The 16,739-nt window shown below is 66.3% G+C and carries 18 protein-coding genes; 4 read left to right on the top strand and 14 right to left on the bottom strand.

The features are described from left to right. Positions 1-206: 206 nt before the first annotated feature. The 3 genes from QX073_RS00840 to QX073_RS00830 are packed head-to-tail and all read right to left on the bottom strand — an operon-like array spanning position 207 to position 2,373. Positions 207-593 (bottom strand): DUF6285 domain-containing protein, encoded by a 387-nt coding sequence (locus tag QX073_RS00840; protein ID WP_315749189.1) that lies wholly within the window; start codon positions 591-593, stop codon positions 207-209. Then, complete coding sequence (locus QX073_RS00835; protein ID WP_315749188.1) at positions 593-1,582, bottom strand: phosphotransferase family protein; 990 nt, start codon at positions 1,580-1,582, stop codon at positions 593-595. Before QX073_RS00835 ends, QX073_RS00840 begins: the two co-directional genes overlap by 1 nt. Next, positions 1,579-2,373, bottom strand: coding sequence for an enoyl-CoA hydratase/isomerase (locus tag QX073_RS00830; protein ID WP_315749186.1), 795 nt, complete (start codon positions 2,371-2,373; stop codon positions 1,579-1,581). The genes QX073_RS00835 and QX073_RS00830 overlap by 4 nt, the downstream gene beginning before the upstream one ends. Before the next feature lie 178 nt (positions 2,374-2,551). On the opposite strand from QX073_RS00830, the gene QX073_RS00825 reads away from it, so the two are divergent. Together QX073_RS00825 and QX073_RS00820 are read left to right on the top strand one after the other, a co-directional pair. Then, positions 2,552-3,331, top strand: a complete 780-nt coding sequence (locus tag QX073_RS00825; protein WP_315749184.1) for an SDR family oxidoreductase — start codon at positions 2,552-2,554, stop codon at positions 3,329-3,331. A gap of 168 nt (positions 3,332-3,499) precedes the next feature. Then, a complete protein-coding gene (locus QX073_RS00820) occupies positions 3,500-4,333 on the top strand; it encodes an alpha/beta hydrolase (RefSeq protein WP_316202260.1) in 834 nt (277 codons plus the stop codon). 66 nt (positions 4,334-4,399) lie between these two features. On the opposite strand, the gene QX073_RS00815 is transcribed toward QX073_RS00820, so the two are convergent. Further along, positions 4,400-4,690: a hypothetical protein gene (locus QX073_RS00815; protein WP_316225174.1), complete on the bottom strand. Its 291-nt coding sequence runs from the start codon at positions 4,688-4,690 to the stop codon at positions 4,400-4,402. A gap of 178 nt (positions 4,691-4,868) precedes the next feature. Here QX073_RS00815 and QX073_RS00810 point away from each other — a divergent pair, with 178 nt between their 5' ends. Continuing rightward, positions 4,869-5,480, top strand: coding sequence for a flavin reductase family protein (locus QX073_RS00810; protein ID WP_316202262.1), 612 nt, complete (start codon positions 4,869-4,871; stop codon positions 5,478-5,480). 25 nt (positions 5,481-5,505) lie between these two features. Here QX073_RS00810 and QX073_RS00805 read toward each other — a convergent pair whose 3' ends face one another. The 3 genes from QX073_RS00805 to yghU all read right to left on the bottom strand — a co-directional run bounded on the left by QX073_RS00805 (position 5,506) and on the right by yghU (position 8,309). Then, complete coding sequence (locus tag QX073_RS00805) at positions 5,506-5,829, bottom strand: cytochrome c (RefSeq protein ID WP_316164372.1); 324 nt, start codon at positions 5,827-5,829, stop codon at positions 5,506-5,508. A 12-nt stretch (positions 5,830-5,841) separates the two neighbouring features. Next, positions 5,842-7,041, bottom strand: a complete 1,200-nt coding sequence (locus QX073_RS00800) for a molybdopterin-dependent oxidoreductase (protein ID WP_316225173.1) — start codon at positions 7,039-7,041, stop codon at positions 5,842-5,844. A gap of 347 nt (positions 7,042-7,388) precedes the next feature. Further along, positions 7,389-8,309 carry a glutathione-dependent disulfide-bond oxidoreductase gene (yghU, locus tag QX073_RS00795; protein ID WP_410052348.1) on the bottom strand — a complete coding sequence of 307 codons (921 nt, stop codon included), beginning with the start codon at positions 8,307-8,309 and terminating at the stop codon, positions 7,389-7,391. Positions 8,310-8,443: 134 nt separating this feature from the next. Between yghU and QX073_RS00790 the strand changes: the two genes are divergently transcribed. Continuing rightward, entirely contained in the window at positions 8,444-9,955 is a 1,512-nt protein-coding gene (locus tag QX073_RS00790) for an acetyl-CoA acetyltransferase (RefSeq protein ID WP_316225172.1), read from the top strand. A 15-nt stretch (positions 9,956-9,970) separates the two neighbouring features. On the opposite strand, the gene QX073_RS00785 is transcribed toward QX073_RS00790, so the two are convergent. The 7 genes from QX073_RS00785 to QX073_RS00755 form a co-directional block, all read right to left on the bottom strand. Further along, positions 9,971-10,309: an antibiotic biosynthesis monooxygenase gene (locus QX073_RS00785; RefSeq protein WP_315714946.1), complete on the bottom strand. Its 339-nt coding sequence runs from the start codon at positions 10,307-10,309 to the stop codon at positions 9,971-9,973. 112 nt (positions 10,310-10,421) lie between these two features. Then, a complete protein-coding gene (locus QX073_RS00780) occupies positions 10,422-11,528 on the bottom strand; it encodes a tetratricopeptide repeat protein (RefSeq protein WP_316225171.1) in 1,107 nt (368 codons plus the stop codon). A gap of 39 nt (positions 11,529-11,567) precedes the next feature. Beyond that, a complete protein-coding gene (locus QX073_RS00775) occupies positions 11,568-12,533 on the bottom strand; it encodes an MBL fold metallo-hydrolase (RefSeq protein WP_315714948.1) in 966 nt (321 codons plus the stop codon). Between the two features lie 344 nt (positions 12,534-12,877). Next, positions 12,878-14,569 carry a methyl-accepting chemotaxis protein gene (locus tag QX073_RS00770; protein ID WP_316225170.1) on the bottom strand — a complete coding sequence of 564 codons (1,692 nt, stop codon included), beginning with the start codon at positions 14,567-14,569 and terminating at the stop codon, positions 12,878-12,880. A gap of 256 nt (positions 14,570-14,825) precedes the next feature. Then, the gene (locus QX073_RS00765; protein ID WP_410052347.1) at positions 14,826-15,038 is read right to left on the bottom strand and encodes a hypothetical protein; all 213 of its coding nucleotides are present in this window, start codon (positions 15,036-15,038) and stop codon (positions 14,826-14,828) included. Between the two features lie 32 nt (positions 15,039-15,070). Next, complete coding sequence (locus QX073_RS00760; RefSeq protein ID WP_409999235.1) at positions 15,071-15,202, bottom strand: hypothetical protein; 132 nt, start codon at positions 15,200-15,202, stop codon at positions 15,071-15,073. Positions 15,203-15,218: 16 nt separating this feature from the next. Then, positions 15,219-16,733, bottom strand: a complete 1,515-nt coding sequence (locus QX073_RS00755) for an ABC transporter substrate-binding protein (protein ID WP_316225579.1) — start codon at positions 16,731-16,733, stop codon at positions 15,219-15,221. Positions 16,734-16,739: the final 6 nt, after the last annotated feature.

Here is a 16,739-nt window from a genome sequence, read left to right as displayed (position 1 = left end):
CGCGCCCGGAATCCGTGACCACGAACGGGAGTCTGGATTCCAGGCTCGCGACTGCGTCGCGCCCCGGGACGACGGCCGAGGTGATCGCAACGCCTGTCCAGCTCCCGCCGCCGTCATTGCGAGCGAAGCGAAGCAATCCAGAGTCCCACCGCCGAAGCAGTCTGGATTGCTTCGGCGCTGGCGCTCCTCGCAATGACGGCGGAGAGCTAAGCATCGCTGGTGCCCCTCCCCGCCTCGCGCCTGTAGGACGCGTAGTTGGGCTGATCGACAGCGAGCTTGTCGAGCGTGGTCTGCCAGAGGTGGTCCTTCAGGCCCGGCGTGCCGAGATCGACGGCACCACTGGCGATCTGCTCGGAAAGCGCACGATTCAGTTCGAGCAAGTCACCGTCTCGTCTCAATAGCTGTTTCAGCCGCGCGTGCTCCGCGGCATCCGCCGGAGCAGCCTGCGTCAACTGCCGCACCACCAGATCGAGCGCGTTGATTCCCACGCGCAGCTTGAACGCCGGGTGCCCGGAGATCAGCGGCGCGATGTCGGTGCGCAGGAAATCCGCGACCGCCTTCGCCAGCTCCGTCGCCGTCGGTTCGTCCTGCATCAGCCCTCTCCTCTCGGCGCCAGCAGCCGCAGCAGATCGATCTCTGTCTCCGACGCGCGGCGGCCGATCATGGCGCGCTCCATCGAGTGGTCGGGACCCAAGCGAAACCGCTGCATCATGCCGCAACACATCACGCCCCAGCGCAACGTGCCCATGACCTCCCAGAACTTCACCCTGCCGGCATCGACCTTGCGGCCAGCGGCATCGTAGCCCGCGTACAGCTCCTCGCGCGAGCCAAAGCCGCCGACGGGCTTGTCGATCTCGCCGAAGCGCCAGGAGTTGACGCAGATCCAGCCGAGATCCTCCATGGGATCGCCGAGATGGGCGAGCTCCCAGTCGAGCACAGCGCGCACCCCGTCGGGGCCGATGATGAGATTGCCGTTGCGGAAATCGCCATGCACCAGCGTCACCTCCGCCGAGGGGCCGGGATCGTTGTGCGACAGCCAGCGCAGCGCGAGATCGAACACCGGGCGCGGCCAGTCGAAGCTTTGATATTCGCGCGCGAGCTCCGCGATCTCCCTGGTCGCGTTCATCTCGCGCAACGCGGGCAGCGTCTCGCGTCGAATCCCGTGGATGCCGGCAGCGATGCCGCCGAGCTGGCGCGCGAGGCGCGGCCGCGCCTCGGCGAATTCAGCATCGCGCAGGATCTTGCGCGCGATGGTCTCGCCCTCGACGCGGCGCATGATGAAACCGGCGCCGAGATCGTCCTCCGGCCGTAGCACGTGCAGTACCTCGGGCGACGGCACGCCGGCCGCACAAGCGAGCCGCATCAGCGCCGCCTCGTTGTCGAGCCCGGCGGCACGCCCGGGCGCGGCGCCGTAGCCCTTCGGCGAGCGGCGCAGGATGGCGCCGACATCACCACCGGGATGGACGATGTCGAAGCGCCACGTCTCCTGGCTGGCGCCGCCGGAGAGTTTCGCGGCGCCGCGCACGCCAGTCGCCCCCGGCATGAACGAGGCGACGCAGCGCGACAGCTTGGCCTCGATCATTGGCCCTTGAACTTGGCCGGGCGCTTTTCGAGGAACGCGGTGACGCCCTCCTTGAAATCCGACGTGCCGCCCGCGATGCGCTGCGACTGGAATTCGGCGTTGAGCTGCTCCTCGAACGAGTTCTCCGGGCTGTCCCAGTAAAGCTTGCGGATCTGCGCCAGCGCCACCGTCGGCCCGTTGGCGAGCTCGCGCGCGAGCTTCATCGTTTCCTCCTTGAGGGCCGCATCGTCATAGACGCGGTTGACGAGGCCCCATTGCAGTGCCGTCTCGGCCGGCAGCTTCTCGCCGAGCAGCGACAGCTCGATCGCGCGCGCCTTGCCGACGAGGCGCGGCAACAGCCAGGTCGAGCCGCAGTCGGGAACGAGACCGATGCGGCGGAAGGCTTGCAGGAAATACGCGGACTTCGCGCACAGGATCATGTCGCCCATTAGCGCGAAGCTCATGCCAGCACCGGCGGCCGGGCCGTTGACCGACGTCACGATCGGGCAATGTAGATTGCGCAAGCGGCGCAGGAACGGATGAAAGGCGGTCTCGAGCGCGGCGCCGGCATTGCTGCGGCCGGGCTTGGCCTGCGCATTGCGGCCCTGCAGATTGGCACCGGTGCAGAACGCTCGCCCCGCGCCAGTTACGACCAGGCAGCGCACCTCGGCCTTCTTCTCCTCGATCTCGTCGAGCGCCTCGGCGAGCCCGCCAAGCATGTCGATCGAGACCGCGTTCATGACCTCCTGATGATCGAGCGTGAGGACGGCGACGGGCCCGTCGAAATCGAGCGTGACGTGCTTGAACTGCATGTTTTCCTCTCAAGAGCTTTTCGGTCAGTGCATTCTTCGCCGCGGAAATTTGAAGCGCGGCATGGTTCTGTCAGCATATTTGATTTTTGCGCTTCGCTTGTCCATGGTTGGATCATCCCAATAACCGAAGCGGCGCGCAGCGCGCTCACATCATCACGGAAACGCCCAAGAGAACCCCATGAGCATGTTCGACCTCACCGGCCGTGTGGCCGTCGTCACCGGCGGCAATGGAGGCATAGGCCTCGGAATCGCCCAGGCACTTGCGTCCAGTGGCTGCAACGTCTCGATCTGGGGCCGCAACGCCGAGAAGAACAAGGCGGCTGCGGCGTCGATGGCCGCGGGGCCCGGCAGGGTCGATACCCATGTCTGCGACGTGACGAGCCCTGCTTCCGTCAACGAGGCGATGAAGGCGACACTCGACACCTTCGGTCGCGTCGACGGCTGCTTTGCCAACGCCGGCATCGGCGGCGGCGGCCGCAAGCCCTTCATCGAGCGCAGCGAGGAGGAATGGCGCACAATGTTCGCGACCAATCTCGACGGCGTCTTCCATGCCTTCCAGGCCGCCGCCAAGCACATGACCGCGCGCGCCGAAGCCGGCGATCCGTTCGGCCGCCTGGTCGCGACCTCCAGCCTCGCCTCGCTGTTCGGCACCGCGCGGAACGAGCACTATGCGGCAACCAAGGCGGCAATCAATGCGCTCTGCCGCGCGCTCGCCGTCGAACTCGCACGCCACGGCGTCACCGCGAATGCGATCCTGCCTGGCTGGATCAAGAGCGACATGACCGCAGGCATCATGGGAAACGAGAAGTTCGTTGCCAACGTCATGCCGCGTATCCCGGTGCGCCGCTTCGGCGAGCCGTCGGATTTCGGCGGCATCGCCGTCTACCTCATGAGCAAGGCATCGTCCTATCACACAGCCGACTGCCTCGTGATCGACGGCGGCTATACCGCATTCTGACCGGCAGCAGCGACCGGCGGGCCGGTGCTCCGGTCCGCCGACCCCGGATTTGTTCCACATCCGTATTCCAAGATTTCCGAAATTTAATGCTGTCCGGGCTGCCACGCCCTCGTGACCTCGGCGTTGTCCCTCATCACATGACGAGGAGAAGACGAGGGGAAGGAAGCCATGAAGCGCGGCGTGACGGTTTTGGCCTGTGTGTCTGCCCTGACTGTGGCCGGCTATTTCGCCATTGCGAAGTGGGGCATCCAGCACGAGAGCCGTGAATTTTTCGACGCCGAGCGGCAGCGGCCGATCACGGTCGACGTGGCCGTGCGCACGGATTACGAGATGAAGGCCAATGCCGGGCTGTGGCGGCTGCCGGTCGCCATCATCAGCAACGGCAACACAGTGAAAAACACCGAGTACTCCTTCCTCGCGAACGTGTTCGCCGCGCGCGGCTACCTTGTCGCCAGCGTCCAGCAGGACCTTCCGACTGATCCGCCGCTCGTCACCAAGGTCGGGATGCCTTATGTCGGCCGGCTCGACGTCTACCGGAAAGGCGAGGCCAACATCCTCTGCGTGCTGAACGAGATGAAGAAGCGTCATCCGAATGCCGACTACGATCACCTGACCCTGGTCGGCCACTCCAATGGCGGCGATACCGCGATGTATTTCGCCAAGGAGCATCCGAACATCGTCTCGCAGGTGGTGACGCTCGACAATCTGCGCGTTCCTTTCGTTATCAGGGACAAGCTCAAGATCCTGTCGTTCCGCTCGGATGATCCGCAGTTCAAGACCGACCCCGGCGTTCTGCCAACGCATGTCGACAAGAAGAGCGGCATCGACATCATCAAGACCGAGTTCCAGCACACCTGGATGAGCGACCGCGGCCCCTACACGGCGCGGGAACGGATCCAGGCGACGCTCGACAAATATCTCGGCGGCGATGCGACAAGCGAACTGGCCCCGGCAGACACCGACAATCTGATCGTGACCAACGGCGCAGCGGCCCTGCCCTGATCTGACGACACCTCAGCGCTGGCGTGCGATGGCAGCTGCGCGATTGCGCAGCTGCCATCGCAGGCGTCAGTCCTGCGGTTTCTTGGCCGGTGGGCCGTTCTTATTCCCCGGCATGCCCTTGATGTTCGACGGGTCCTGAGCGCTGACGTCCGGATTATGGCGGTTGATCGTGGACGAGCCGACGGTGCCGCCTTTCGTCTCAGTGCCCGGTCCGTTCTTGTTGCCAGGCGCGCCCTGGATGCCTGCTCCGGAATTCTGCGCACTCGGCGGCGGCGTGGTCTGTGGGCTGCCCTGCGCCAGCGCTGACGTCGCCGAGACGACGAATGCGCAAGCAACCAGACTGATCATTTGTTTCATGGGCGACCTCCATTTGTAGTTGCCGTGCTGTCCGAACGTGGCGCCGGCGGAGCCGTTCCCGGAAACATGGGAATTTCCCGCGACGACGCCGCGGTGCGCACCCCTGCCCGCTTTATTGGCTTCCGGATCGTGTCACGGCCCACTACGGTCGGGGAACCGACGCATCAGAGGCCACTACATGGAATACCTCGCCACCGATCTCAGTCCGCGCGAGCGCTACAAGATCCTGACCTCCTTCGTGCTGCCACGGCCGATCGCCTGGGTTACGACGAGAGGCGAGACCGGGGTGGTCAACGCCGCACCGTTCTCTTTCTTCAACGTGCTCGGCGAGGACCCGCCGCTGTGCGTGTTCGCGATCAACCTGCGGCCGGACGGCCGGATCAAGGACACGCTGGTCAACATCCGCCGCTCAGGCGAGTTCGTGGTCCACATCACCGACGAGCCCCTGGCGCAGGCGATGCACGAGACCGGCGGCGACTTTCCGCCCGAGATCGGCGAGCCGGATCACCTTGGGCTCAAGCTCACACCGTCCCGGATGATCGGCGTTCCGCGGTTGGCGGAGGCGCCGTTCGCGATGGAGTGCAAGACCTGGCAGCTCATCGACGTCAATGGCGATCGCGTGCTGGTGCTCGGCGAAGGCCTCGCCTTCCACATCCGTGACGAATTGTGGGACACCGAGAAGATGCGGGTCGAGATGGAGTTGTTCCATCCTGTCGGGCGCATGTTCGCCGACCGCTATTGCCGCACCGACGACCGGATGGATTTCCCGCCGGCGAAGGGCGCTGGCTGAACGCCCTGGCCGCCGGGCCCTGGCGTCAGTAGGTTGCGGCGAGATAGTCGACGATCTTGCCGACATCGGCAGCGTCGATCGGGGCGCCATAAACCTTGATCATCTTGGTGACTTCGGCCTGCCAGAACTCCTTCTTGTTCTGCATCGGCGGCTGCGTCTTGATGTAGTCGGAGGAGTGACAGGCCGTGCAGTTGCCCTGCACTACGGCGAGATCGGGCCCGGGCTTGAAGGCCGCAGTCTCCTGCGGAACCTGGTAGTTGACTGGCGCCGCGGTCAGGGCGATGGGGCTGCCCGCCAGGCAGCCAAGTCCGGTGGCTAGCGTGGCGATGAGGAAAAACGTCCGCTGCATGGGTGCTGCTCCTCAGGCCGCCGTGACGCGGACGGTTTCAATGACATTGCGCAGATAGCCGGCCGGATTCCAGCGCGGCGTCTCCGGCTGCGTCTCGCCGGAATTGCTGGTGGCACGCACCTTGAGATCGTGGGATCCCGCGGCAAGCTTCACCGCCAGCTTCCACTCGCGGAAGGAATATTTCCCGAGATCCCTGCCGAGCTTGGCGTCGGTCCAGGTCTTGCCGCCGTCGGTCGAGACCGCGACCTGCTTGATTCCCGCCCCGCCGTCGAATGCGATGCCGCGCAGCACCGCCCTGCCCGCCTTGAGCTTCGCGCCATCGGCCAGGCTGGTGATGAACGAGCGGACCGTGAAGCGGTTGATCGGGATCGTCGCTTTCGGCGCGGTGCCGGGCTCCACGGCGTTGTTCGGCGTGTCTGGAATTCGATAGGCCGATTTCATCCAGAAGCCGTCGAACACGTTGTCGATGACGGTGATCTCGTTGAGGTGCTTGACCCAGTAGGTGCCGTAATAGCCGGGCACGATCAGGCGCAGCGGAAAGCCGTTGAGGAACGGCAGATCCTCGCCGTTCATGCCGTAGGCCAGCATGACCTCGCCATTCATGGCGTGATCGAGGTCGAGCGCCTTGACGAAGTCCGGCGTCTTGTCGATCACCGGTCCGTCCAAGCCGCCGAAGGTGACCTGTCTGGCGCCGGCCTGGACACCCGCCATGTCGAGCACGGTCTTGAGCGGCACGCCCCGCCAGCGCGCATTGCCCATGGCGCCGTTGCCAAGCTGGCCACCTGCGACGCGCGGCTCGAAGAAGCCGCGGCTGTTGCCGGAGCATTGGTTGACGGCGACGATCTCGGTCGCCTTCATCTTCCGGATGTCCTTGAGCGACAGCTTGAGCGGCTTGTCGACCTTCCCCTTGATCGCGAGCGTGAACCTGTCCGGATCGAGATCGTAAGGCAGGCCCGCCAGATGATAGCGGACGAAGAAGGCATTGTTCGGCGTGATCACGCCGTCATTGAACACCCCAAAGGGCGTTTCGAGTTGCGGCGGCCGGCTGGTCAGGCCGATCATCGGCCGCTTCTGCGGATACTTCACCAGCGGGCGCTCGCCGTTGGCGAAGGGCAACGTCACGGTGTCCTCGGCCAGCGCGCGCGTCGCGCCAAACCCGCCCAGCAGCGCCGCCAGCCCTGCTCCCTTGAGCAGATCACGTCTGTCGATCATGGCTCTCCCTCCGGAGTGGTCGTTTTGAACCCGCGGTCATCACCGCCGGCTCTCATCGAAATCTGGCGGCATGCACGGCCGCTGCGAATTGATCGTTGCACATTCTCTCACTGCGAGAAAAGCCGCGAACGTCCGCAATCATAGCATCGCAGCGCGGCAACGGCCGAGACTTCGCACGTGCAACAAGAGCAATCGTGCATCGAACCGCAGGGGCGGGCAATCGGGGCCGTCAGGCGGCGCGTGCCCACCGACGGCGCCGGCGAGGGATGACGTTGGGCACGGCGCGCTCCACGGTTGTTGCACGTCGCGATGAGCTCGCCGCTCCTTTGTGCACCCTACACGCGCAACTACGTGCCCTGCCCGATCTTGTCCTGCGTCTTGGTCTCGAAGTCGCTGGCGTCGTGGCGCTCGTGGAGCTGGCTCTTGGGATCGCCGGAGACGCGGTTGACCATGCGGCCGCGCTTCACAGGGGTACGCTGCGCGATCTGGTCGGTCCAGCGCTGGACATTCCTGTAGTCCTGCACCGAGAGGAACTCGCCGCCTTCGTAGAGCAGGCCCTTGGCGAGCGCGCCGTACCACGGCCACACCGCGATGTCGGCGATGGTGTAGTCGGGGCCGGCGAGATACTCGCTTTCGGCCAGGCGGCGGTCGAGCACGTCGAGCTGGCGCTTCACCTCCATCGCGAAGCGGTCGATGGCATACTCGATCTTGGTCGGCGCATAGGCATAGAAGTGGCCGAAGCCGCCGCCGAGATAGGGCGCAGCCCCCATCTGCCAGAACAGCCAGGACAGGCATTCGGCGCGCTTGGCCGGCTCGGTCGGCAGGAAGGCGCCGAACTTCTCGGCCAGATAGACCAGGATCGCGCCGGACTCGAACACGCGGATCGGTTCCGGCCCGCTGCGATCCAGCAGCGCCGGGATCTTGGAATTGGGATTGATGGCGACGAAGCCCGAACCGAACTGATCGCCCTCGCCGATCCGGATCAGCCAGGCGTCATATTCGGCGCCGCTGTGGCCGAGCGCCAGCAGCTCCTCGAGCATCACTGTGACCTTTACGCCGTTCGGCGTTCCCAGAGAATAAAGCTGCAAGGGATGACGACCGACAGGCAATTCCTTCTCGTGCGTCGGACCTGCGATCGGCCGGTTGATGTTGGCGAAGCGGCCGCCGCTGGCCTTGTTCCAGGTCCAGACCTTGGGCGGCACATAGCTGTTCTGTTCAGACACGGCAGACTCCGGCGTGAGCGTCAGGAGCGAGCGTTTTAGGCGCATATGCCGTCGAGCGGAAGCCACGCTGCGCGCGGGCGCCATCAGCATTTTCTGCATTGCGCGGTCGAACCTGCGATGACAGAACGGAGACAAGACAACAATGACGGTCCGTCGCGGGCCGGCTCCTGGAAACGCCGATGACTGCAAGTCCCCTGCCCCCCGACCGCATTCCCGTGATCGTCGGCGTGGGCGAGATCGTCGATCGCCCCAAGGACATCGGCGACGGTCTCGAGCCGCTGGCGCTGCTCGAACAGGCGATCCGCCGCGCGGAAAATGACGCGGGCGCCAAGCTCATCCAGGACACCGGCTCGCTCGACGTCGTCAACTTCCTGAGCTGGCGCTACCGCGATCCCGAGCAGCTTCTCGCGCAGCGGCTCGGCGTGAGCCCGGCGCACTGCCACTACGGTCCCGTCGGCGGCGAGAGCCCGATCCGCTTTCTGCACGAGGCCGCCTTGCGCATCGCGCGCGGCGAATGCGAGGTCGCCGTGGTCTGCGGCGCCGAGGCGCAATCGACGGCGACCAAGGCCGAACGCGCCGGCGTGACCCTGCCGTGGACGCCGTTCGCGCATGATGTCGAGGAGCCGAAGCGCGGCGCTGCATTCCAGAAGCCGCTGGCGGTGAAGCTCGGCGTGTTCCGTCCGGTCACGGTCTATCCGTTCTACGAAGTCGCGAGCGCAGCCAAATGGGGCCAGACGACACGGCAGGCGCTCGCCGAATCCGGCGAGCTGTGGTCGCGCTTTTCCGCGGTTGCCGCCTACAACCCCAACGCCTGGCTGAAGCGGCACTTCGCGCCCGAGGAGATCACGACGCCGTCGGCCGACAACCGCCCGATCGCCTGGCCCTACACCAAGCTGATGGTCGCCAATCCCATGGTCAACATGGGCGCGGCGCTGATCCTGACCAGCCTGGCCAAGGCGCGTGCGGCGGGCATTGCCGACAGCCGCATGATCTATCCGCTCGGCGGCGCATCGGCGGAGGATCCGCGCGACTACCTCACGCGCGATCAGTTCGCCGAGAGTCATCCGCAGAACGCCGTGTTGCGGGCCGCGATGAACATCGTCGGCGGCAACGGGGCGGCGTTCGACGTCATCGAGCTCTACAGCTGCTTTCCCTGCGTGCCGAAGATGGCGCGGCGGATCCTCGGCCTCGGCGCTGACGTGGAGCCGACCGTCACCGGCGGGCTGACCTTCTTCGGCGCGCCGCTCAACACCTACATGACGCATGCCGCCTGCGCGATGGTGCGGCGGCTGCGCGGCGGCGCCAGGCGCGGCCTGCTGTACGGCCAGGGCGGCTTCGTCACCAAGCATCATGCGCTGGTGATCTCGCGCGAGCCGCCGTCATCGCTGTCGCAGGAGGTGAGCGTGCAGGCCGAGGCCGATCGGCATCGCGCCGCAACGCCGGAGTTCGTCAGCGACGCCGGCGGCGGCGGCAGGGTCGAGAGCTTCACCGCGCTGTTCGATCGCAACGGCGAGGTCGAGCATGGCGTGGTGATGCTGCGCACCGAGCAGGACACGCGCACGCTGGCGCGCGTGCCGGCGCAGGACGCAGCCACGCTGGCGCGGCTGATGGATCAGGACCGGTCGCCGGTCGGCGCGCTCGGCACGATCACGATGGCCGCCGATGGTGTGCCGGAGTGGCGGACGAATTAGTTCGCTTCCGTCGCCTCACACCTCCCGCGCCTCGTGCTGCCAGCGCGCATAGGCCGTCTCCCAATCGGGATCGCGCTCCGCCGCGAAGCCGAGCGTCCTGCCGCCACCGAGGTCGCGGAAGCCGATCATGGCGCGGCGGTGCGCGCCGCTTCTGACATAGGCGCGCATGCTGGCTTCGTCGGTCCAGACCGTCAGCGTGTGATAGATGCCATTCACCGGACGAAGCTCGACGCGCAGATTCCCGGGAGCCGCACGCGCCTGGCGGACGGCGCGCAGCGTGTGCCACCAGAATCGCGCCAGCCGCGTGAGGCCGCGATGCGGGCGGAAGCCGGTGACGGACACGTAGACGCTCATGGCGCGCTCCTGGATCGCAAGCCGCCGCGCGATGGAACGGTCGCGCCGACAGGTGTGAGCACAACGCTGCCCACCGCGTCCTGGATGTCGAGTGCGGATCACGGGCCGGCGCTCAGCGCCCACTTCGCCTGGGCTTCACGTTGGCAGGCACCGTGCCCGTGGTCTCCGCAGCCGCCGGAGGCGCGCTGTCGTCGCCCGCCAATTGCTGGTCGCGCTTGCGCGCGAGCGCCTCGTCACGCCGGGCGGCCGCGACCGCCAATTCCGGATCCAGCTTGAGCGCCTGGTTGAAGTCGGCGAGCGCGCGGTCGTAGTGCCCCTTTGCCAGCCACACCGTGCCCCGGTCGCTGTACGTTGCGGCATCGCTGAAGCCCATGCGCACGGCGTGGTCGAGATCGACAAGGGCTTCGTCGAGATCTCCCTTGCGCTGGAACGCAAGTCCACGATCGTGGAACAGCATCGGGTTGTGCGGATCCAGCCGGATCGCCCGCTCATAATCGCCAAGCGCCCGGTCGAAGCGACCCATGCGGACCAGATCCTTGGCGCGGTAGTGATAGAGATCGGCATTGCGGGGCGCGAGCCGGATTGCTTCGTCGAAATCGGCGACGGCGCCCTCGAGATCGCCCTGTCGGCTGCGGTCCATCGCGCGCTTCACCAAGGATGCGGCGGTCATCGGCGCAGGCGGCACGACCGGCTCTGCCGCTTTCGGCTCTGCCGGCGGAGGCGGCGCGGGGGCCTCCGCCGCCGGAGGCGGCACCGGGAGCACGGCTCCGGTCGCGTCCTGGACGGCAGGCGCCGGGACGGTCTCACCTGCGACCTTGCGCTGCGGCCCCGATCGGGCCTGCGGCGACGGTGTCACGATCGAGCGCGCCGCCTGCCTGCTCATCCAGTCACCGGCGGAGGGCAACAGCAGAATCTCGAGGCCGATCAGGACCGCGCTGAGCACGGCGGTCGCCGCGGTAAACTGCAGGATGGCGTCCCAGCGTTCGCGGCGGACGCGGTCGCGCTCGGAGGCGAGATGGGCGTCGTATTCGGCACGCAGGCCCGCGTCGCGCAGCACGTTGTAGGCGACGATGATCAGCTTGAGCTGATGCTCCGACGCCGCATCGGCGCTGCCCCGGAGGTCGGGATGGTGCGCCTTGGCGGCCTGGCGGAACGCCCGCTTGATCGTGTCGAGATCGGCCCGCGGCGATACGCCGAGCACCTCATAATGCGTCGTCATGGCGCGATCCCGAACCTCTCTTCCGAGGCCGGTCCGGGATCACGCGGGGAGCAGGTCGAGCGCATAATGGGCGCCATCGCGGGTGAGCCGACCGAACGCGGCCCACGGAAAATGAGATCCACAAACCAACATCTTTTCTGCAACGATACGATCGAGCAATCTGCGCCGGCTGACCTCGGCAGCCGCGCCGTCCTGGTCATAGGCGCCGTGCCATTCCGGATGGCGCAGGCACAACGCCGGCACATAGGCGGTGTCGCCGGAGATCATCAGTTGCTCCGCTCCGGAGCCGAGATGAAACGCGGTGTGCCCCGGGGTATGACCGGGGACGCTGACGAAGCGGATGCCGGGCACCACCTCGTCCTCGCCCTCGACCGGCAGCACGTTCTTCCAGCCCGGGATCACGCTCTGGATGCGGCGCGCCAGCGCCTGCCGCCACGGCGGCAGCCGGCTGGTCAGAGATGCATCGGTCCAGAATTTGTACTCGGCCGCAGCCACGATGATCTCGGCGGTGGGAAACACCGGCGCGTCGGTGTTCTCGCCGAGCAGGCCGAAGATATGATCGGGATGGAAGTGCGAGATCAGGATGGTGTCGATGTCTTCCGGGCGAATGCCGGCTGCTTTCAGATTGTCCAGCATGCGACCCGAAACGAAGATCGAGTCGGAATTGTAGCCCTGCACCTGACCACCGCCGCCGGCATCGCAGAGCACGGTCTTGCCCTTCAGCCGCACCACGAAGGTGGAGATCGGGACCGGGACGAAGGCTGGGCTCAGACCAGCGGCGCGCAGTGCGTCCTTCACGTCGCTGATGCTGGCATTGCTGATGAAGCCGGCCTCGTGCGGCTTTTCCCACACGCCGTCGTAGAGGGCGATCACCTCCGCCTCGCCGATCGTGATCCGGCGATAGCCGCGTGCGGGATCCTCAGTGCGGCGGTGCGGCTTGGCGGCAACGACGGCTAGTCCCGCATCGAGACCCAAAGCAGCCGCGGCCGTCGCGGCCGATAGCACCAGGGTCCTTCGCGAAAAACCACCCGCAATCACATTGCCTGCCACTCAAATATACCGTCGGTTGAATAAATGCCTAACACAAGTTAATCTCCGCACCTTAGCGGGATTATGGCGCGACAACGGCCTTTCTGGCCGGGGCGTCAGGTGTGGGGAGTCTGCAACGGTGGGGGATGATCCGGTCGAGCGGGGCGCCGCCTGACGAACGGCGCACGCATGAGCGTCGACGTGGTTCGCGGGGGCGTCGTCGGCTCTGTCCGCGGCTATCGGTAGGGCTGTGTCGTTCGACTATCGGATGCGACAGCGGCCAATCTCGGCCGCTGTCCTCCGCTTCGTCATGTCTTGGGTCAGGCGGCGCGAACCGATTGCAGGAAGCGGCTGACTTCCTGCTTGAGACGCTGGCTATCACCGGAGAGCTGGCGCGCGGCGCTGAGCACTTGCCCCGAGGTGTCGCCGGTCTCGCTGGCGCCGCGCTGGACATTGGAAATGTTGGCGGACACCTGCTGTGTACCCGCGGCGGCGTGCTGGATGTTGCGCGAGATCTCGGCGGTTGCTGCGCCCTGCTCCTCGACCGCGGCCGCCACCGTCGCGGCGATCTCCGACAGCCGCTCGATCGTCGTCGAGATCTCCCTGATGGCGCCGACCGACTCCTGCGTGGCCCCCTGGATGCCGGAAATCTGTTGGCCGATCTCGCCGGTCGCCTTGGCGGTCTGTTCGGCCAGCGCCTTGACCTCGGAGGCGACGACGGCAAAGCCGCGGCCGGCTTCGCCCGCCCGCGCGGCCTCGATCGTGGCATTGAGCGCCAGCAGATTGGTCTGCCCGGCGATCGTGTTGATCAGTTCGACGACGTCGCCAATGCGGGTCGCCGCCTTCGACAGCTCGCCGACACGATCATTGGTGCGGCGTGCCTGCTCGACCGCATCGGAGGCGATGCGCGCGGACTCCTGCACCTGGCGGCTGATCTCACGGACCGACGAAGTGAGCTCCTCGGTCGCCGAGGCGACGGCCTGAACATTGGCCGACGCCTCTTCGGAGGCCGCAGCGACGGTGGTGGAAAGCTCCTGCCCTCGCACGGCGGTGCTCGACAGCGAGTTGGCCGAGCTCTCGAGCTCGCTGGAGGCCGAGGACACCGTATTGACGATGTTGCCGATGGCGCCTTCGAAACTGTTGGCGAGCTCCGACATCTCCCGCTTGCGCGAGGCGGCTGCTCGCCGCTCCTGCTCACCGAGCTCCCTGGCGTTGAACCGCACCATCGTCTGGACGGTCTGCAGGTTACGCAAGGCGCGGCCGATCTCGTCGTCGCGCTCGATGTGCATGCGGGTGTCGAGCTTGCCCTGGGTGATGCTTTCCATCGTCTCGTTCACATGATCGAGCGGCGCCACGATCACGTTCATCGTGCGCAGTCCGACCATGCCACACAGCACGACACCGGTAGCAGCAATCGCCACGGCGGTCATTCCGGCGAGCCCGCCCTCCCCGAACGAGATGACACCAAACACGAGCAGGAACAGCGTCTGCAATCCGACCAGCGTTCGCAGCCTTGCCGCGATCGTGCCGGTGAACATCGAGAGATGGTCGAACACCGAGCGGCGGCGGACGATGCCGTCGTCGATCTTGTAACCATGTGGCCGCTTTTCGCGGATCGCCGCATAGACCTGCTCGGCCTCTGCGCGCTGGTCGGCGGGCAGCTTGGTGCGCACCGAGGTGTAGCCGACGACTTGGCCGTCTTTGCAGATCGGCGACGCCGTCGCCAGCACCCAGTAATAGTCGCCGTTCTTGCGGCGGTTCTTGACCGCTCCGACCCAGGGACGGCCGGCCTTGAGCGTGGTCCAGAGATTGTCGAAAGCTTCAGGCGGCATGTCCGGATGACGCACGATGTTGTGCGGCTGCCCCATCAGCTCGGCTTCGGTGAAGCCGGCCGCATCGACAAAATCCTGGTTGAAGAAGGTCAACTTGCCCTTCGTGTCGGTCTTGGACACGATCAGCGTGTCATCCGTGATCGGATACTCGACGTTGGTGACGGGCAAATTCTTACGCATGGCGAGTCTTTCAATCGACGATGATGGCCGCGAGTCATGCCGGCATCGGCATGACTAATTTTGCTGCAAACGATGCATCGATTGTCGCAGTCGCCGATTAACCTAAGATAAAATGCCGCAACCGTTGAAATACGGGTCGCTGGACCCCGTTCACGGACGGCCGCAATCTCACAAGACCTGTCGCCGGCGTGTCTCCTCGATACGAGCCAGACAGAACGGCCCAACCATGTTGCCGCCGTTGATGCAGGAAACTGGATCAATCGGTGCGAACCGTTTGCAGGAAGCGCAAGAGCGCCAGCAGGTTGGTTCGGCCGGCGGTGATGTTGATCGGCTCGACGATTTTGCCGATGCGGGTCGCGGCCTTCGACAGCCCGCCGAGGCGATCGGTGGTCCCGCGCGCCTGGCCGGCTGCCTCGCCCGCCGTCCGCGCCGACCGGCCCACGAAAAAAGGGCGCGGCCTCGCGGCCACGCCCTGGTCTGGTCGGGATCTGCGCGCCGGGATCAGGCTGCGCGCACGGTGTCCAGGAAACGTCCAACCTCGAGCTTCAGTCGGTTGCTGTCGCCGGACAGCATTTGCGCCGCCGAGAGCACCTGGGACGACGCCGAGCCGGTCTCGCCGGAGCCGCGCTGCACCCCGGCGATAGCCGCGTCATTCCAGCTCGATCGGCTGATAGGCGCCGGTCTCGTCGAGCGCCGTGCCCCAGATCTTGTGCGAGGCCTGATGTTCGGCGGGGCCGAAGTTGAGCGAGGCGCCAAGACCGAGATCGATGTTGCGCATCGACTCCAGCGTATCGATCAGCCGCTCGGTATCGAGCTGCGGACCGGCCTGCTTCAGGGCCTGAACCAGGATACTCGCCTCGATGTAGCCCTCGAGCGAGGTGTAGTCCGGCGGTTCGCCGGGGAAGTGTCGAGCCAGCGCGGCCTTGTAGTCGAGCACCACGCTCGAATAGCCGGAGACGGCGGGAACGGTCTGGGTCACGACGACCCCGGCCGCGTAGCGCGAACCGAGCAGCATGAGCTCATTGGCAAGCGCCGATGCGCCGACCGCCGACACATTGACGAAGAGGACGCCGGGAAGCGCATCGCGCGCCTTTTCGATGAACTTCGCCGCCGCGCGCGAGGTCGCGACCATGATGACCGCGCGGACGGGCACCTTCTGGGCCTTGAGCTGGTTGATCGCCGGCTCCACATCCACGGTGTTGCGGGTGTAGTTGACGCGCAGGATCGCGGCGTCGCTGAGGCCGAGGACGCGAAACGCCTTTGCCACGCCGGCAAAGCCTGCATCGCCGAACGAATCGTCCTGCGCGAACAGCGCAATCTGGCGTGGCGGCACGCGGCGCAGCTTCACCAGGTAACGGACCAGCGCATCGGCTTCTTCCGAATAGCTCGGACGATAGTTGAAGACGTAGCGGTCCGGCGGATCGTGGCGCGAGACGTTCGCACCGGTATAGGGGCTGAAGAACAGCATCCGGCGCTCGAGCGAATATGGGATCGCGACGGCCGCCGTCGCGGTCCCGAAACTGCCGACGAAGCCGAACACGCGCTCCTTTTCGTAGAGCTGCTTCATGGCGTCGAGCGTGCGGTTCGGATCATAGCCGTCATCGGCGACGACGAGCTTGAGCATCCGGCCATTGACCCCGCCGGCGTCGTTGGCGCGGTTGAAGGCGGCTTCGATGCCGACCTTGAGCAGCCGGCCCGATTCCTTGTTCGCGCCCGACAGTGGCAAGACGCTGCCGAACGTGATGTCGCGCTCCGTGACGCCGCGAGCCGATGGAGCAGGCACGGCGCTCGTCGCACCAGCTGCAGCGATGGAGGGCGCAGAGTCCGGCAGCGCGCCGGCCGCCGTTGCGGGCGCGCCGATCGATCGCTCGATGTCTGCGAGCTGAAGCTCGGCCCGCCGGCAGTCCTGGCGGCCACTCGCCACGGCCGCGCGACCGTCGGCGATGGAGCGGTCGAACTCGCGCGTCAGCTCGTTGCGATCGCCGTCGTCGCTCGACGCCTCCCGGATGACGGCCTGGAACTTGCCGATGATGGCCTGGATCCGCGGCCGAGGGATCTCGCTGCAGGCAAGGGCCGCTCCGATGGCGGGACCGATCCTGCCGCCGAGGTCGCGCACGACGGCGAGGTTGTCGCCGGGCGCGGCACCGACCGAGGTCGTGAGCATGAGGGT

Origin of the sequence: Bradyrhizobium sp. SZCCHNS3052 (genome assembly GCF_032484495.1) — a bacterium.
Taxonomy (GTDB): Bacteria; Pseudomonadota; Alphaproteobacteria; order Rhizobiales; family Xanthobacteraceae; genus Bradyrhizobium.
This window is presented reverse-complemented; position numbering and strand designations above follow the sequence as displayed.

Excerpts from the sequence above, each read along its gene's own strand:
- QX073_RS00840 (WP_315749189.1), bottom strand. The coding sequence starts at position 593 with ATGCAGGACGAACCGACGGCGACGGAGCTGGCGAAGGCGGTCGCGGAT.
- QX073_RS00835 (WP_315749188.1), bottom strand. The coding sequence starts at position 1,582 with ATGATCGAGGCCAAGCTGTCGCGCTGCGTCGCCTCGTTCATGCCGGGG.
- QX073_RS00830 (WP_315749186.1), bottom strand. The coding sequence starts at position 2,373 with ATGCAGTTCAAGCACGTCACGCTCGATTTCGACGGGCCCGTCGCCGTC.
- QX073_RS00825 (WP_315749184.1), top strand. The coding sequence starts at position 2,552 with ATGAGCATGTTCGACCTCACCGGCCGTGTGGCCGTCGTCACCGGCGGC.
- QX073_RS00820 (WP_316202260.1), top strand. The coding sequence starts at position 3,500 with ATGAAGCGCGGCGTGACGGTTTTGGCCTGTGTGTCTGCCCTGACTGTG.
- QX073_RS00815 (WP_316225174.1), bottom strand. The coding sequence starts at position 4,690 with ATGAAACAAATGATCAGTCTGGTTGCTTGCGCATTCGTCGTCTCGGCG.
- QX073_RS00810 (WP_316202262.1), top strand. The coding sequence starts at position 4,869 with ATGGAATACCTCGCCACCGATCTCAGTCCGCGCGAGCGCTACAAGATC.
- QX073_RS00805 (WP_316164372.1), bottom strand. The coding sequence starts at position 5,829 with ATGCAGCGGACGTTTTTCCTCATCGCCACGCTAGCCACCGGACTTGGC.
- QX073_RS00800 (WP_316225173.1), bottom strand. The coding sequence starts at position 7,041 with ATGATCGACAGACGTGATCTGCTCAAGGGAGCAGGGCTGGCGGCGCTG.
- yghU (WP_410052348.1), bottom strand. The coding sequence starts at position 8,309 with ATGCGCCTAAAACGCTCGCTCCTGACGCTCACGCCGGAGTCTGCCGTG.
- QX073_RS00790 (WP_316225172.1), top strand. The coding sequence starts at position 8,444 with ATGACTGCAAGTCCCCTGCCCCCCGACCGCATTCCCGTGATCGTCGGC.
- QX073_RS00785 (WP_315714946.1), bottom strand. The coding sequence starts at position 10,309 with ATGAGCGTCTACGTGTCCGTCACCGGCTTCCGCCCGCATCGCGGCCTC.
- QX073_RS00780 (WP_316225171.1), bottom strand. The coding sequence starts at position 11,528 with ATGACGACGCATTATGAGGTGCTCGGCGTATCGCCGCGGGCCGATCTC.
- QX073_RS00770 (WP_316225170.1), bottom strand. The coding sequence starts at position 14,569 with ATGCGTAAGAATTTGCCCGTCACCAACGTCGAGTATCCGATCACGGAT.
- QX073_RS00755 (WP_316225579.1), bottom strand. The coding sequence starts at position 16,733 with ATGCTCACGACCTCGGTCGGTGCCGCGCCCGGCGACAACCTCGCCGTC.